At 50.6% G+C, this 13,526-nt stretch carries 19 protein-coding genes and 1 pseudogene; 16 read left to right on the top strand and 4 right to left on the bottom strand.

Features of this window, described 5'->3' with window-relative positions; translation table 11 throughout:
* Positions 1-551: 551 nt before the first annotated feature.
* Positions 552-1,067: a hypothetical protein gene (locus KGP24_RS23675; protein WP_133059446.1), complete on the bottom strand. Its 516-nt coding sequence runs from the start codon at positions 1,065-1,067 to the stop codon at positions 552-554.
* Between the two features lie 157 nt (positions 1,068-1,224).
* The gene (gene arsH / locus KGP24_RS23680) at positions 1,225-1,923 is read right to left on the bottom strand and encodes an arsenical resistance protein ArsH (protein ID WP_086527855.1); all 699 of its coding nucleotides are present in this window, start codon (positions 1,921-1,923) and stop codon (positions 1,225-1,227) included.
* An 85-nt stretch (positions 1,924-2,008) separates the two neighbouring features.
* On the opposite strand from arsH, the gene KGP24_RS23685 reads away from it, so the two are divergent.
* The 7 genes and pseudogenes from KGP24_RS23685 to KGP24_RS23715 all read left to right on the top strand — a co-directional run bounded on the left by KGP24_RS23685 (position 2,009) and on the right by KGP24_RS23715 (position 6,487).
* Positions 2,009-2,329 carry a transcriptional regulator gene (locus KGP24_RS23685; RefSeq protein WP_086527856.1) on the top strand — a complete coding sequence of 107 codons (321 nt, stop codon included), beginning with the start codon at positions 2,009-2,011 and terminating at the stop codon, positions 2,327-2,329.
* A gap of 45 nt (positions 2,330-2,374) precedes the next feature.
* Complete coding sequence (locus KGP24_RS23690; RefSeq protein WP_223562195.1) at positions 2,375-3,664, top strand: arsenic transporter; 1,290 nt, start codon at positions 2,375-2,377, stop codon at positions 3,662-3,664.
* 12 nt (positions 3,665-3,676) lie between these two features.
* Positions 3,677-4,102 (top strand): glutaredoxin-dependent arsenate reductase, encoded by a 426-nt coding sequence (gene arsC, locus KGP24_RS23695; RefSeq protein WP_223562194.1) that lies wholly within the window; start codon positions 3,677-3,679, stop codon positions 4,100-4,102.
* A gap of 155 nt (positions 4,103-4,257) precedes the next feature.
* Positions 4,258-4,407, top strand: a pseudogene (locus KGP24_RS23700) (DUF5431 family protein); the annotation flags it as partial.
* The gene (locus KGP24_RS23705) at positions 4,349-4,474 is read left to right on the top strand and encodes a type I toxin-antitoxin system Hok family toxin (protein ID WP_223540704.1); all 126 of its coding nucleotides are present in this window, start codon (positions 4,349-4,351) and stop codon (positions 4,472-4,474) included. The pseudogene KGP24_RS23700 and the gene KGP24_RS23705, both read left to right, overlap by 59 nt.
* A gap of 881 nt (positions 4,475-5,355) precedes the next feature.
* Positions 5,356-5,649, top strand: coding sequence for a hypothetical protein (locus KGP24_RS23710; RefSeq protein WP_072163962.1), 294 nt, complete (start codon positions 5,356-5,358; stop codon positions 5,647-5,649).
* Positions 5,650-5,665: 16 nt separating this feature from the next.
* Entirely contained in the window at positions 5,666-6,487 is an 822-nt protein-coding gene (locus tag KGP24_RS23715) for a DUF932 domain-containing protein (protein WP_015572081.1), read from the top strand.
* 28 nt (positions 6,488-6,515) lie between these two features.
* On the opposite strand, the gene KGP24_RS23720 is transcribed toward KGP24_RS23715, so the two are convergent.
* Positions 6,516-7,055 carry a lytic transglycosylase domain-containing protein gene (locus KGP24_RS23720; RefSeq protein ID WP_063154523.1) on the bottom strand — a complete coding sequence of 180 codons (540 nt, stop codon included), beginning with the start codon at positions 7,053-7,055 and terminating at the stop codon, positions 6,516-6,518.
* A 573-nt stretch (positions 7,056-7,628) separates the two neighbouring features.
* Here KGP24_RS23720 and KGP24_RS23725 point away from each other — a divergent pair.
* Complete coding sequence (locus KGP24_RS23725) at positions 7,629-8,024, top strand: conjugal transfer protein (protein WP_029403780.1); 396 nt, start codon at positions 7,629-7,631, stop codon at positions 8,022-8,024.
* Positions 8,025-8,056: 32 nt separating this feature from the next.
* Here the strand turns inward: KGP24_RS23725 and KGP24_RS23730 are convergent, their stop codons facing one another.
* Positions 8,057-8,698 (bottom strand): Arc family DNA-binding protein, encoded by a 642-nt coding sequence (locus tag KGP24_RS23730; protein ID WP_223563575.1) that lies wholly within the window; start codon positions 8,696-8,698, stop codon positions 8,057-8,059.
* A gap of 196 nt (positions 8,699-8,894) precedes the next feature.
* Between KGP24_RS23730 and KGP24_RS23735 the strand changes: the two genes are divergently transcribed.
* From KGP24_RS23735 to KGP24_RS23770, 8 genes are all read left to right on the top strand, one after another.
* Entirely contained in the window at positions 8,895-9,248 is a 354-nt protein-coding gene (locus tag KGP24_RS23735; RefSeq protein WP_032645467.1) for a type IV conjugative transfer system pilin TraA, read from the top strand.
* A 3-nt stretch (positions 9,249-9,251) separates the two neighbouring features.
* Positions 9,252-9,554: a type IV conjugative transfer system protein TraL gene (traL, locus tag KGP24_RS23740; protein WP_032641335.1), complete on the top strand. Its 303-nt coding sequence runs from the start codon at positions 9,252-9,254 to the stop codon at positions 9,552-9,554.
* 6 nt (positions 9,555-9,560) lie between these two features.
* Positions 9,561-10,142: a TraE/TraK family type IV conjugative transfer system protein gene (locus KGP24_RS23745; RefSeq protein WP_032641264.1), complete on the top strand. Its 582-nt coding sequence runs from the start codon at positions 9,561-9,563 to the stop codon at positions 10,140-10,142.
* 11 nt (positions 10,143-10,153) lie between these two features.
* Positions 10,154-10,894: a type-F conjugative transfer system secretin TraK gene (gene traK / locus KGP24_RS23750; protein WP_023338038.1), complete on the top strand. Its 741-nt coding sequence runs from the start codon at positions 10,154-10,156 to the stop codon at positions 10,892-10,894.
* Positions 10,891-11,790: a hypothetical protein gene (locus KGP24_RS23755; RefSeq protein WP_223563576.1), complete on the top strand. Its 900-nt coding sequence runs from the start codon at positions 10,891-10,893 to the stop codon at positions 11,788-11,790. The genes traK and KGP24_RS23755 overlap by 4 nt, the downstream gene beginning before the upstream one ends.
* Positions 11,791-12,088: 298 nt before the next feature.
* Positions 12,089-12,619: a hypothetical protein gene (locus KGP24_RS23760; protein WP_223563577.1), complete on the top strand. Its 531-nt coding sequence runs from the start codon at positions 12,089-12,091 to the stop codon at positions 12,617-12,619.
* Positions 12,620-12,726: 107 nt separating this feature from the next.
* Entirely contained in the window at positions 12,727-13,281 is a 555-nt protein-coding gene (gene traV, locus KGP24_RS23765; protein ID WP_223563578.1) for a type IV conjugative transfer system lipoprotein TraV, read from the top strand.
* On the top strand, positions 13,278-13,526 hold the full coding sequence (locus tag KGP24_RS23770; RefSeq protein WP_223563579.1) for a hypothetical protein: 249 nt from the start codon (positions 13,278-13,280) through the stop codon (positions 13,524-13,526). Before traV ends, KGP24_RS23770 begins: the two co-directional genes overlap by 4 nt.

Consider the following 13,526-nt stretch of genomic DNA (forward strand, 5'->3'; position numbering starts at 1 on the left):
GCATTTTGTTGAGTTTGTCACTCAGCAGTATCACTTGAGCAGAGGTTTCAATAGCGCAAATGTCAGTGCGCTATTGCGGGATTTAGTGGTGTTTTTTCAGATTAAAGTTGGGCTAATCAGCACTGAAAGTTAGCAAAACGTGCTTCCCGTAAAAATTTTACAAAACTTTTTACGCTGAAAACATGCCTCAAATTCGCAACAGGAAGCCCGCTGCGCGATTTTTCGTTACATGTAACGCCGATTGCAGTTCAACAGTAAAAAACGGTTGTTGGGGGTTTTGGTTGCGAACTGCAGGCTGTTAAAACGCATTCCTGCACAGAAGAATTGTCATGAATAGCTATGAATAGCAGTGACCTTGCAGGTAAAGGTCAGGTTCATTACTATTCACTCATCGATACTGACCGGAACCATTCAACACGAATATGTTGATGGGGTATTGATGTCGGAGAACAATCTCCCCCAGCCTAAGAGCGGGATACCCAAAGACAGAGACCGGACCCCAACAAGAGTGGATAACATCGATGGTCTACTCTGGTGAAAAGGCGCTGATATCAGCGCCTTTTTGCTTTTCTGGATGTGTAAACCGTCTGTCCGTTCAGTCGAAGATGTGCAACATACGAAAACTTCATTGGCTTACTCTTTGGAATGGAGTGTCGCCCCCATTGATGGACTTCGTATGCAGAGACGACATACAGCTTCAACCCGTTAGGGTGACTGTTGTCCTTGCGAAGGTCAAAGAAGATCGCATAATCATTAACCTCCATATAGTGATACATCTCGTTGTTGCCCTTATTGATATGAGGAACAACATAGGAGGACAGCAGATTTGTTGAAAGCATCTTCGGTAAGTTAAGGCTGGCCGCATATCTGTCTGCACAGAAAAATCGATCAGGTGGGATTTCCGGCCCGTTCCCTTTTTGATCAGAAAACACATGATTACTGTAGTTAATGGTGATCTGAACAGGGTCAGGAATATTGGCAATATCAGCCATAAACGTAAAAGGCGCCAGATGCTTCATGCAGTAACTTTTTCCATCAAAGGAAAGATTTTTATGTGCGCCTTTCACTTGTATCCCTTACAAATCCAATGGAGCTGGAATAATACCATATCCCCACCAACCGGGGGTGCGCCGGAGTTGTAAAAGATATGTATACTGTTTGCGCTTAGCCTGGCTCTCTTCCTGGCACCTGACCCAGCGCAAAAATGGCTGACTTTTTACCTCGTCAGAGCTTTTCCTGATTTACTCGCTCTGAGAGGGCCTGGTGACTCTCTTTTCGTTCAGAGTAACGGTCGGCGAGATAACCGGTATGTCCTTTAAGCAGTAACGTAATCTTAAACAACTCTTCGGCGACATCGACGATACGATCGTACCAGGAAGAAGGTTTCATTCTTCCGCTTTCATCGAATTCCTGCCATGCCTTTGCCACTGAGGACTGGTTAGGGATAGTGAACATCCGCATCCACCTTCCCAGAATGCGCATCTGGTTCACTGCATTGAAAGACTGAGAACCGCCGCAAACCTGCATCAATGCGAGGGTTTTTCCCTGGGATGGACGAACTGCACCTTCGCTCAGTGGTATCCAGTCGATTTGCGCCTTCATTATCGCGCTCATTGCTCCATGCCGCTCCGGAGAACTCCACACCATCCCGTCACACCATCTGACAAGCTCGCGCAGTTCGGTGACCTTAGGATGCGTATCAGGGGCGTCATCCGGCAATGGCAAACCTGAGGGATTAAACAGTTTGACCTCTGCCCCCATCGCCGTCAGCAGACGCCCTGCTTCCTCTGCTGCGTAGCGGCTGTAGGAGCGCTCTCTTACCGATCCATACAGAATTAAAATTCGTGGTGACTGCTGCATATGCAGACGCTCATGAATATGTTTATCAAAATATTCGGGGGTCAGAGCGGGAAATTGTTCCATTTTTCTACTCCATGGATAATGGATGATTTTAAAACCAACATATATGATTTATCATATGCGTATGATACATGGAATGGAGTGAAAAATGCTACAGCCTGTCCAGCTTTTCAAAATCCTTTCGGATGAAACAAGACTCGCTATTGTCATGCTACTCAGGGAGTCTGGAGAGCTTTGCGTTTGCGATATTTGTGCAGTCACTTCTGAGTCTCAGCCTAAAATATCGCGTCACATGGCCATCTTACGTGAAGCCGAGCTGGTTATTGATCGTCGAGAAGGCAAATGGGTCCACTATCGTCTGTCTCCCCACATTCCCGCATGGGCATCAGAGATAATCACAACATCCTGGCAGTCCCTGCGGGAGGACGTACGCGAATGGCTGGCAAATTCCGCCTGCACTTCATGTTGAGGTAATCAAACATATACACATAATCATATATTAACGGAGTCTAAAATGCTTTTGGCAGGGAGTATTTTTTTATTGACGCTAGTCTTGGTCATCTGGCAGCCCAGAGGACTTAGTATTGGCTGGAGCGCAAGTATCGGTGCTGTATTGGCACTAGGAACAGGCGTCATCCACATCGATGATATCCCCATTGTCTGGAATATCGTCTGGAATGCGACAGCTGCATTTATAGCGGTAATCATCATCAGTCTGCTGCTCGATGAATCCGGTTTCTTCGAATGGGCTGCGCTGCATGTCGCACGCTGGGGCCACGGACGTGGTCGCTTACTGTTTACCTGGATTGTCCTGCTTGGTGCTGCTGTTGCTGCGTTGTTTGCTAACGACGGCGCAGCTCTGATCCTGACGCCGATTGTGATTGCGATGCTGCTCGCTCTGGGATTCAGCCGGGGCACAACACTGGCCTTTGTCATGGCCGCAGGGTTTATCGCTGATACCGCCAGTTTACCGCTGATTGTCTCTAACTTGGTGAATATTGTCTCGGCGGATTTCTTCGGTCTGGGCTTTACGCCATACGCCTCCGTTATGGTACCAGTGAATTTGGCTGCAATTGCTGGCACGCTGATTATGCTTCATCTCTTTTTCCGCCGGGATATCCCCACGGCATATGACGTTTCACTACTGAAGGTGCCTGCTAGTGCGATCAAGGACCCGGCAACTTTCAGGGCGGGCTGGATTGTTCTGTTGTTTCTGCTGGTCGGGTTCTTTGCGCTGGAGCCGCTGGGGATCCCCGTCAGCGCGATAGCAGCAACAGGCGCAGTTGCTTTGTTCGTGGTAGCGAAAAGAGGCCATGCCATTAACACCGGTAAAGTGCTACGCGGAGCACCATGGCAGATCGTGATTTTCTCGTTGGGTATGTACATGGTTGTTTATGGCCTCCGCAATGCCGGACTCACAGAGTACCTGTCTGAAGTGCTTAACCTACTGGCGGATAAAGGGTTATGGGCTTCCACGTTCGGCACAGGCTTCCTGACGGCATTTCTGTCTTCGGCGATGAACAACATGCCGACTGTGCTGATTGGAGCACTGTCAATCGACGGGAGTACAGCGACCGGCATCGTCAAAGAGGCGATGATTTATGCCAATGTTATTGGCTGTGATTTAGGTCCGAAAATCACCCCGATCGGCAGCCTGGCCACCCTGCTGTGGCTGCATGTATTGGCACAGAAAAACATGACCATCACATGGGGATATTACTTCCGTACCGGCATTATCATGACGCTGCCTGTACTGTGTATCACTCTGGCCGCGCTAGCGTGGCGGCTCTCTGTCACTTTGTAATGAGATACCGATATGAGCAACATCACCATCTATCACAACCCGGCCTGCGGTACTTCACGCAACACGCTGGAGATGATCCGTAACAGCGGTAATGAGCCTACAATTATTTATTATCTTGATACTCCCCCGTCAAAGGATGAGCTTATTAAGTTGATTGCCGATATGGGCATTTCGGTACGGTCATTGCTGAGAAAGAATGTTGAGCCTTATGAGCAACTAAGTCTCGCTGAAGACAAGTATACCGATGAGCAGTTGATAGGTTTTATGGTTAAGTATCCTATACTTATCAATCGCCCAATCGTCGTGACACCGATTGGTACCAGATTATGCCGTCCTTCTGAGGTGGTTTTGGATATTATTCCTGAACCTCAGAAAGGCTCTTTCACGAAAGAAGATGGTGAAAAGGTCATTGATGAAAAAGGGAGGCGGATTAAGTAGGGAAAAGCAGTGGGATGGATAATTCAGCTACTCTTTGCATTATTTAACGTTTTCTTGAAACAAAAAAGAGTCCATATATTTATGGACTCTTTCTGTGAAGCCTCGGTAATTCTGTCCAACTTTTTGGGGTCAGTACAACCCGAGGCTTAATCTGTATGCCTAGACAACATCAGATTAGCCGCTTACCTGCCGAAAGGCAAGGAGAAGTCAGCTATGAAACTGCCACGAAGTACCCTGCTCTTGTGTGTGTTGATAGTGTGTCTCACACTGCTGATATTCACTTACCTGACACGGAAATCGCTCTGCGAAATCCGTTACAGGGACACGAACAGGGAGGTGGCGGCTTTTATGGCCTACGAATCCGGTAAGTAAGCTACCTGAAGGCGGGGGAAACCCCGCCTTTTCAGGAGCTGAGTTGGTCTGACATGCCTGAAGCGCCTTTATGAAGGGGTTGCCGGTTTACCGGTAGCCCCTTTTTCCATCCCGAAGGGTGCAGTCGCATGCATGAACAACCCGGAAGGTCTGTTCCCCTGCGGGGAACGGGGGAAGGGGGACGCGCCTTCGGCGCTGCCCCTCTGCTCCCTCCGCCTTGTCCACACTCCAGCCTTTCCCGCCTGATTTTGCTGAAGTCAGCGCGCCATGAGTTACCTGCCTGTGCCTGGCATCAGCCTGGTTTTCCCTGTGTTCTTCATTCCGGGCATCATATACGGCGTCCTGCTGGTTAACTTTCTCAGCTGCAGCTCCGTGGCTATAACCCGAAAACAGGGCAGGGCGATGGCCCCCTTCGGCTCCCGGCCAGCGCTGCTGTCCGGTCGTCGAGCCCCACTCCGCCAGGGCGGCTGCTGCGCACCCGCCAGGCTCCGCCGAACCCCTCCGGGTTTCGGGCCATACGGCTAGGGTCTGATGGCGAAGGTCAGGGGCTGCGGCTTCTCCGGCCGTGCCGTCCGGAACGCCTTCACCGCGCCGGCTGATGCCGTCGCTTTAATGGCGCCACGCCGTTCCGACGTGTCGGGTGTGTGCATCCTGTTCCCCCGGTGAAGCCATCCCCCGTGTGTCCTCACGCGGAGGGCTGCTTGTAGCACCGTCGGGTCGTCATCCAAGGGGTGAAATGCACTCCGCCAAAACTTTTTGCGTGCCGCAAAAACTTTAGTCTCCGCCCCTTTCCTTCCTCCCTTCGCCGTTGCTCCTTTGCCCTTTGCCGCGAGAGAACTCACCAGGGAGATGGACAACCATCACCACAGGAGAAAACCAGGATGCACACACGAAACGTCAACGTCAAAACCGCCGCTCAAGAATCTACCGGAAGATGTGATTCAAACCTCACAACGTCCCAGTTCACGGATCTGTTTTGCTGGGTCCTGGCAGCAACGGAAGGGGAGCCACAACCGGCAATTTTTACGCCGCCAGAGAATGCCACTGAGTTGACGTTAATAAATGACGAATGCCCGGATTATATCTCTGTCTGGGTTGTAGATGGTCGCCCGGTGGCAGCTGCAATGCCGCTGGATAATTTTCACCGCGTTATTTCTTCATCTCTAACTAAATAATCAGGAGTAAATAAAAATGGTCAGTTTCGCAAGCCGTTATCGTATGCCTACCTCGATCCGTAAAGACCGTCCGCTGACGAATGATGAATTACAGCGCATCGTTCCCAGCGCTTTCTCATCGGATAAACACGATTCACGCTCTGAACGTTATACGTATATACCGACCATTAACATTCTTGATCGCTTACGTGATGAAGGTTTTCAGCCATATTATGCAACTCAGTCACGTACACGTGACCAGGATAAACGCGACTTTACAAAGCATATGCTTCGCCTGCGCCGTCATGACCAGATTAACGGAAAAGAAGTACCGGAAATTATTCTGCTGAATAGCCATGATGGTTCAAGCAGCTATAAAATGATCCCCGGTATGTTCCGTCAGGTTTGCAGTAATGGTCTGGTTGCATGGAAGGATTTTGGTGAAATCCGCGTACCCCACAAAGGGGATATTGTCGGGCAGGTAATTGAAGGCGCTTACACGGTGCTGAAAACATTTGACGCGGTTGATGAAAATATTGACCTCATGAAAAGCATTCAGCTCACTTTGCCTGAGCAGCGCCTTTTTGGTGCGACCGCCCTGGAACTTAAATACGATGGAAAACCAGCGCCGATTACACCGGAGCAAATTATTAACCCTCGCCGTGTGCTCGACAGAGGCCAGGATTTATGGACCACGTTTAACGTGGTGCAGGAAAATGTGATCCGTGGGGGAATTCGTGGCAGAACGGAAAAAGGGAAGATGACCAGAACGCGGGAAGTCACCGGAATAGATGGTGACATCAAATTAAATCAGGTGCTCTGGAAAATGGCTGAGGAGTTTGCAAAGCTGAAGGCCTGAAAATGAAGCCGCTCAACAGAGCGGCTTTTTACTGCCCGCTGTTAAGCGATGCTGTTTCTGTAGTTTTTATCTCATGCTCCTTTCCCGCAGCTGGCGCGAGACGTTCAGAAAGTAATTTTTTTCTGGCCAGTAATACGCGATATATATTTTTGATATCCTGTGCATAGGCCTTGCGCTGCGCAATGAGCTTTTTGCTCGGCCCCGTATTATACATCCCCACGCTGTCCCAGTTTTTTCCGTATGACCTGAAGTTGTGCGCCAGTACCCATGCACCCGTATAAACGCAGATACATGGATCATTCAGCAGGCGCTCACGGGTAATATTGAAGTTTTTAAGTTTACCGTAATGTGAGCTGTTCACCTGCATCCCACAGACATCTTCTGTCCCATTCCTGTTTGACCCATTTATCGCATCTGGTACCAGATGGCTCTCTTTAATCGAAATTGACATAAGCAGAAGCGGATCAATTTGGTAATCTTTCCCGGCCTGATCAAAGCACATTTGCGGAGCTGCGCCAGCAGATAGTGAAAGAGTCAGCAAAGCAGCAGGCAGTAACGATATTTTCATAGCTTGGCCTTTTAGCGAAATAAACGGGCTCTGGAGAGGCGCTTTAAAAAATACCCCGGCGGATCGTCGTAATCAAGTAAATTCACTACAAACGCGCGTGAGCGCTTTCCTGCGGGGATTTAACACCTGTCCGAAATAAACATGTCAGAGCAGTAGGCGGTATTAACATGCCGCTCTTTACTAACCCTTTAAAACATCACACCCCACGCAAGACTTCGTCTTGCAGATTTTTCCTTTAGTTTCATGATGATGTCTGCAAGAATTTTGCGCATTGTTGGATTAAGACCGTTAAATGTCGCACATACCGACACTACACTATCGTATAATCCTGATACCTGTTAGTGTCGGTATGTCACACATGTATCGTACAATTGTAGATATGCTTTAATTCCATTGAATTATATATCGCACAGTGTCACACTGTCGCACATCCTGGTGCTGGATTGTACTACTGTATAGAGCGTAAATTCACAGCAGTATCAATCCATTGCACCTTTGCACAGCAAACTGATAATCCACCAACAGGCTATATGTAGTGTCGGTTCCGACACTAACTTAAAACAGGTAAGAAATATGGGAAGAGTCGGCATCTACCTTAAAGATAAAATTGAACGTGAAGTTCGTGATATTGTTCAACAAGACCTGCAAAACGGCGCCAATGCTGGAGAAGCAAACATATCAGCCACCTGCAACGAATTAATCAGGCTTGGACTTCTTGTTTATAAGCGCGATGGTGAGGATGGTAACCAGTTTGATATTGAAGGATATCGCAGAGACCTCATAAGAAAAGCAGCCGGCTCACGTGAAGGCACAGTTCTCATTGCAACACTACTCGCTGAAATGTATTTAAAAATGACAGGAAAAGACGGCGAGGGCAGCCTGGAAGATACGCTCGATATGATTATTAGCGGCATAAATACAGCCGAGAACGAAGCGGAAGCAAGGCACTTCATCAACGAAAAAGAATAAATCTGCGAGCCGGACACTCCGGCTCGCATCGATCACTGAGACGATTTTTCATCCCAGGGGAGGTCACTTTTTTCTACCTCTCTTATTTTTTCCTTCAGGAAAACCTCAAACTCCATACAGAGAACTTTAAGTGCCTGAGCATCCTCGTTTTGGTCAAGCAACCTTTCCGTAAAATAACCCAGCGTATTCATCAGGCGGGTGAGCATTTCGTCATTCAGACTACGGTTATGCACCTTCGCCATTGCCCTGATTTCATCAGCAAGATTCTCGGGAATACGCATGCTATATCCGGTTGTTTTCCCCGGAAGCAAAATCCGCTCACCCTCACGCCACATCCACAATTGTTCCTGCTTGAGTGGGGTTTTAACTTCAGCCACAACCTCAGCGGATTCACTATCAAGTAATTTTCCAAGCCACTCCTCGAATCTTACCGCTAGCGCTATGAGCCGCTCACCCTCCGCAGTTTTAATGACTGGCTTACCCGGCTGATAATTTAGCGACAATAAAAGCCTGGCAATAATTTCCTCATTCACACTCCTGTTGCCAGCTCTGGCACATATTCTCAGCTCCATAAGCAAATTATCCGGAGCACGCAATCGCCACTCCACCGCTTCACCTGACTGGAACTTACGCGGACGGCCGCGACCATCCCACATTTTCTCTTTAACTTTCATAGCTATAGATCCCGGAGGCCATTTCCGAACTTTCTGGTCAACAAAGCCTACTCACTTACATATTCGGATAAATCTGAATGATTCCAAAAAGTGTGACATGCGTCACAGTTTTTTTTTTTTAGGGTCATGGAACAATTGCGCCCGCGTAAACAAGCACTTACGCGATTCACTTTTGTTTACTTCGGAGAAAACAAACATGTTAACCAAAGGCAGCGCCCTTAACGTCGGTAAGGGATGGGCGGTAGCGTCTTTATTCCGCAAAGCACGCGAAAATCGCAAAGCTAAATTTTACTTAAAGTCAGCAGGCGCTTTTTTAATTGCACTTATGGTCACTCACCCGGCATTCGCATCTGGTACTGACCTTCTTTCCTCACAAAACACCACGGTTAATTCAACCTTCGGTTCTGGTTCTTCACTGGTTAAATGGTTCTACATCGCCGAAATCATCATGGGCCTGTTTATTTACATTAAGGCCCGCTCACCACTGGTGTTCGTCGGTATCGTTATGGCAATCATCTTTACCCGTGTCGCCTTCGGCATCGCGAGCTAAATGATGAATGGGGAAGGAGATAAATATAACTTCCCGGAAACAATGAACCAGCAGGACCGTTATTTAGGCTTACCGATTGACGAGTTAATTGTTACCGCACCCCTATTAATTTTGGGGGTGCTTAACAACTTGTCACTTGAACTTGGTGTAATCGCGGGAATCCTCTGGTTTATCGTCAGATATCTGAAAAAAGGGCAGGGGTCATACTGGTTGCTTAATTTCTGTTACTGGCACCTGCCATCACTTTTATTCAAAGTAACCTTTCGCCAGATACCTGATTCAAGTTTCCGGCACTGGAGGGCATAGTTTTTCATGAAACTGAATATTAAAGGAGAGCGCGATAAACAACTCCGCTATGCGTTTATTGGTCTTTCAGCTTTAACTTTACTCATGGGCGCAGGGAATGTACTGACAGGGTCACTGGCATGGTATTTCGCCACAACCCAGAAAACCATCACCACGCCGTTAACGTTTAACCGCCCATTTGCATCAGATTCTAAAAGTGTCGATGCGACCGGTCTGACACAGTTCGCCGCTTCCTTTATTTACTGGCGACTCAACGTTACCCCGGAAAACATCGAACATAACCAGAAAATGATTCTTGGATTTGTCCCATCCGCCGAACGGGACGTACTCAAGAAAGCCCTGGACATAGAAACTGAGCGCATCCAGAAAGCGGGCATCACCACCCAGTTCGACACGAAAGAAATTCGCGTCATGGATGATGGCTCCGTGCAGTACAGCGGGGTACTGAAATCCTCCACCACAAACGGCGCAATCATCACGCCACTGAAAGACCAGGAAAAAACCTACCGACTGAAACTGAGTTATGACAACGGTGTGATTAACCTCCACAGCTTTGAAGAACTCAAGCCGGTATCTTCCACTAACTGACAGGACTGCCCATGAAATTTCGCATTTCACCGGCAGCTGCTGCTGTGTTTCTGGCAGCGGGATTATTTACCAGCGGCCTCCGGGCCGCTTCCGCACCCGCAGCCATTCCGTTTGAGAACGACGCCGCCTTTAACGTCACCCTCAGCAACACCAACCCGAGCAAGGTTGTTGTAGACGGAGAACTCATTACCAGCATCAGCGGACCAACCGGTGCGTATGACCAGAGCCAGACCGAGGACGGAGCGCTTATCCTGTCTCCGCTTGTCGGCCAGAACTTCACCCTGTTTATCCAGACTGACCACGGTTCATCGCTGAGCCTGAACGTCAGGCCGCAGCCGGGTAACGGCAAAACACTGCGCTTCACCCCGATGTCACCACCACTTCGCAAGAACGATGATGCGAAGGCATGGGAAGAAGGGCAGACCTATGAAAAAACGCTGGTTGCGCTATCCCGCGCCGTAGTCAATGGTCAGGTGCCGGACGACTACCGGGAATACCCGGTCAGCCGCATGCCGGCTTACACACCCGCCAGTGATGTACGCCTGACGCCTGAACGCCAGTTTGTGGGCAACCACCTGCGGGTTGTTCGCTTCCGGATGAGCAACCCGGGCAGCATCACCCGCAGCCTCCGCGAGCGCGATTTCTGGCGCAAGGGCGTCCGGGCCGTAATGCTGTCGCAGAATCAGCTCTACGCTGGCGGCGAAGGCTATGCCTGGATTGTGTTTTCAGATGACGGAGACGCCCGCCCATGACCATAAGCCTGAATGAAAACCTGAAAACCCGCCGCAAGCAGCTGGCCATCCTGGCCGCCGTCATCATTGGCGGCGCAGCTGCAGCAGGCGGCGTAATGTGGTACGGGCAATACCAGCAAAAACAAAAGCAACCCGCACCGGTTGCAACACCAAACCTGACCGGCGTTGTGACCGCGACGTTTAACGAGCAGGTCAACGATGCCGCGCTGACACAGCAGCAGGCAAAGACCTCCGCTCTTGAGCAAAACCTTGCCACGCTTGCCCAGCAGTTTGCGCAGAACAAGCTCACAACCGACCAGAAGCTCGCCGAGAAGGACGCTGAAATTCAGCGCCTGAATGACCAGCTTACGAAAGCCCCCGGCAGCAACCAGACCACTGGCCAGCAGACACCACCTGCAGGTACGAACGGAACACCACTCCCAGGTCCCGTTGCTGCCGGCCAGGCCCGACCACCCGAATACTATGTGACCCCCGCAGGTGCACCGGCCGCCACTGGTGTGAATATGGGGCAGGGCGCAGCGTTCTATCCGGGCGGCTCTGGCCAGCGCATGACAGGCGGTCTCTCGACAACAAAGTTCAGCTACGACAGCCTGAAGAAAAGGCCAACCAAACTCCCCTGGATTCCATCCGGCTCATTCTCTGATGCTGTTCTGATTGAAGGTGCCGACGCGAACGCCAGCGTCACCGGCCAGCAGAATACCAGCCCTGTTACCATTCGCCTGCAGGGCAACATTCAGATGCCCAACAACAAGGAGTTCAACGCTGACGGCTGCTTTATTGTGGGTGAGATGTGGGGCGATACCAGGAGCTGCAGGACCCTGGCAGCGCTTATCTCTGGCAGCTTCGCTGCATCGGTAACTGCCGTATCTGGCAGGATGAAAGCCACTCTCCGGTGACCCAACTCCTGAACCCCCGCCAGATTCAGTGGATTCAGAAACAGGCACGGGATAAGACCGTCATAACCGTTAACGGGCTGGCAGCCCTTAAGGAGCTGCAATGAACATAATGTCCAGACGCCTTATGGCAGCAGGCCTGACCGCAGGGCTACTGCTCAGCACCTTAACTGCGCATGCCGGTAAAAGCCCGGGTTCTGGCTCAAGGTCTTTCAGCTCGTCCTCAACCAAAGGCTCTGCTGTACGAAGTTCCCCGCGACCGTCGACGTCAGGACCGGTCACGTATAAAAGCGCTGTACCCGTGACGCCGGTCAACCGCTTCAACTCGCGGACACCTGAAAAAACCGGCAGCTACCGTTCTGTTTTGTCTCAATCGCAAACCCTTCCTTCAGAAAAGCTGCAGACAGTTATTCGGGAGAAAGAACGAAGCGGACCGGGCTGGATGGGAACCGCGGTGCTGGTCTGGTTATTGAGTCAGCACGACCTTTCCTCCTCTGATAAGGAGTGGGTAAATCAACAAATTGCGCAGGCGAAAAAAGAGAACCAGCAGATTCCGCCACCGCCTCCAGAACTGTCAGATGTGGCATTCAACTGGAGCTATCCATCTGCGTTTAAACCAGGGGAAAAAGCGCTGATCGCCGTTAGTGCAACACAGGGCATTGCCGGTAAATCAGTCCCTGTTACCTGTGTAATGAAAGGCTCTTACGGCGTTAAGGACGGTGAAATCACCCGGATGGAATGGACGCCCGATAAGGCCATGACAGCCGTGATGCGCTGTGAGGCCGGCGGGTTGAGTGACTTACGTATCTTTAGCGCAGGAGATATGAAATGACAGCGACTGCCAGAAAATTTTCACTGTGATTCAGAGCAACTGCAAATAATCGAAACTGAGTATTACCCCTCCCTTAATACCCCTTAAATTAAAACCGGAGTTACCCCATGAAAAATCTACTGGGTGCTGCACTGCTGTGCAGCGCACTGACCGGCTGCGCCGGTCTCAATTCTGATTTCGACTGCAACAAGACCGCGACCGACCAGTGCCTGACTACCGGTGAGGCCAACAAGCTGGCCGCTCAGGGTAAAAGTCTGGATGACCTGACGGCAGAGAAAACCGCAAAAAAGCCTGCGGGTGAAACCCTGCCGGCACTGCGCAATTCAGCACCGGTCGTGAATCCCTTCCGTCCTGTCTCCGCCGCAGCAACCGGAACCAGCGCCGCTAAGCCTGCTGCATCGCGCCCTCTGACCACTGCGCCGGCGAAATCGTCTGGCTCGCTGGTCATGCCGCTGGCCACATCCAGTCATGCGACCCCTGTGCCGGTTAACACTGCAGGCCGCGTTCCGGTTCAGCGTATTCCTGACGCCACGCAGCGCCTGTGGATTGCACCCTGGGTGGACACGGACGACAACTTTCATCAGCCGGCTGTGGTCGAGTTCGTGAAAAACAAATCCCACTGGGATGAGAGCTACCGCATCATCGGGGAGGGCGGGGAATGAGCAGCCACCACGTTTCCGGCAAGAACGGCGTCGATCATCTGGTGAAATCATTCATCCATACACGTAAAGGAACGGCGCAAATCACCGCCACACAGTCAATCGATACCGACGATGAAACGCTGGCCGTTCTGAGCGTGAGCTGTGACTGGCAGATTAAGACCGCCGGTGATACACCGCACACCGGCCAGATGAACGAAGAGAAGCTGCGTCGCCTGGAGTTGATCCGGGCCGCTGCGGAGGGCTGA

The sequence above is a fragment of the Enterobacter sp. JBIWA008 genome (assembly GCF_019968765.1).
GTDB lineage: Bacteria > Pseudomonadota > Gammaproteobacteria > Enterobacterales > Enterobacteriaceae > Enterobacter.

Bases quoted from the DNA above. Each gene is read 5' to 3' on its own strand.
- traL (WP_032641335.1), top strand. From the start codon at position 9,252: ATGAATGGGGAAGGAGATAAATATAACTTCCCGGAAACAATGAACCAG.
- KGP24_RS23745 (WP_032641264.1), top strand. From the start codon at position 9,561: ATGAAACTGAATATTAAAGGAGAGCGCGATAAACAACTCCGCTATGCG.
- KGP24_RS23720 (WP_063154523.1), bottom strand. From the start codon at position 7,055: ATGAAAATATCGTTACTGCCTGCTGCTTTGCTGACTCTTTCACTATCT.
- arsH (WP_086527855.1), bottom strand. From the start codon at position 1,923: ATGGAACAATTTCCCGCTCTGACCCCCGAATATTTTGATAAACATATT.
- KGP24_RS23770 (WP_223563579.1), top strand. From the start codon at position 13,278: ATGAGCAGCCACCACGTTTCCGGCAAGAACGGCGTCGATCATCTGGTG.
- KGP24_RS23755 (WP_223563576.1), top strand. From the start codon at position 10,891: ATGACCATAAGCCTGAATGAAAACCTGAAAACCCGCCGCAAGCAGCTG.
- arsC (WP_223562194.1), top strand. From the start codon at position 3,677: ATGAGCAACATCACCATCTATCACAACCCGGCCTGCGGTACTTCACGC.
- KGP24_RS23710 (WP_072163962.1), top strand. From the start codon at position 5,356: ATGCACACACGAAACGTCAACGTCAAAACCGCCGCTCAAGAATCTACC.
- traV (WP_223563578.1), top strand. From the start codon at position 12,727: ATGAAAAATCTACTGGGTGCTGCACTGCTGTGCAGCGCACTGACCGGC.
- KGP24_RS23685 (WP_086527856.1), top strand. From the start codon at position 2,009: ATGCTACAGCCTGTCCAGCTTTTCAAAATCCTTTCGGATGAAACAAGA.
- KGP24_RS23730 (WP_223563575.1), bottom strand. From the start codon at position 8,698: ATGAAAGTTAAAGAGAAAATGTGGGATGGTCGCGGCCGTCCGCGTAAG.
- KGP24_RS23715 (WP_015572081.1), top strand. From the start codon at position 5,666: ATGGTCAGTTTCGCAAGCCGTTATCGTATGCCTACCTCGATCCGTAAA.
- KGP24_RS23690 (WP_223562195.1), top strand. From the start codon at position 2,375: ATGCTTTTGGCAGGGAGTATTTTTTTATTGACGCTAGTCTTGGTCATC.
- traK (WP_023338038.1), top strand. From the start codon at position 10,154: ATGAAATTTCGCATTTCACCGGCAGCTGCTGCTGTGTTTCTGGCAGCG.
- KGP24_RS23735 (WP_032645467.1), top strand. From the start codon at position 8,895: ATGTTAACCAAAGGCAGCGCCCTTAACGTCGGTAAGGGATGGGCGGTA.
- KGP24_RS23725 (WP_029403780.1), top strand. From the start codon at position 7,629: ATGGGAAGAGTCGGCATCTACCTTAAAGATAAAATTGAACGTGAAGTT.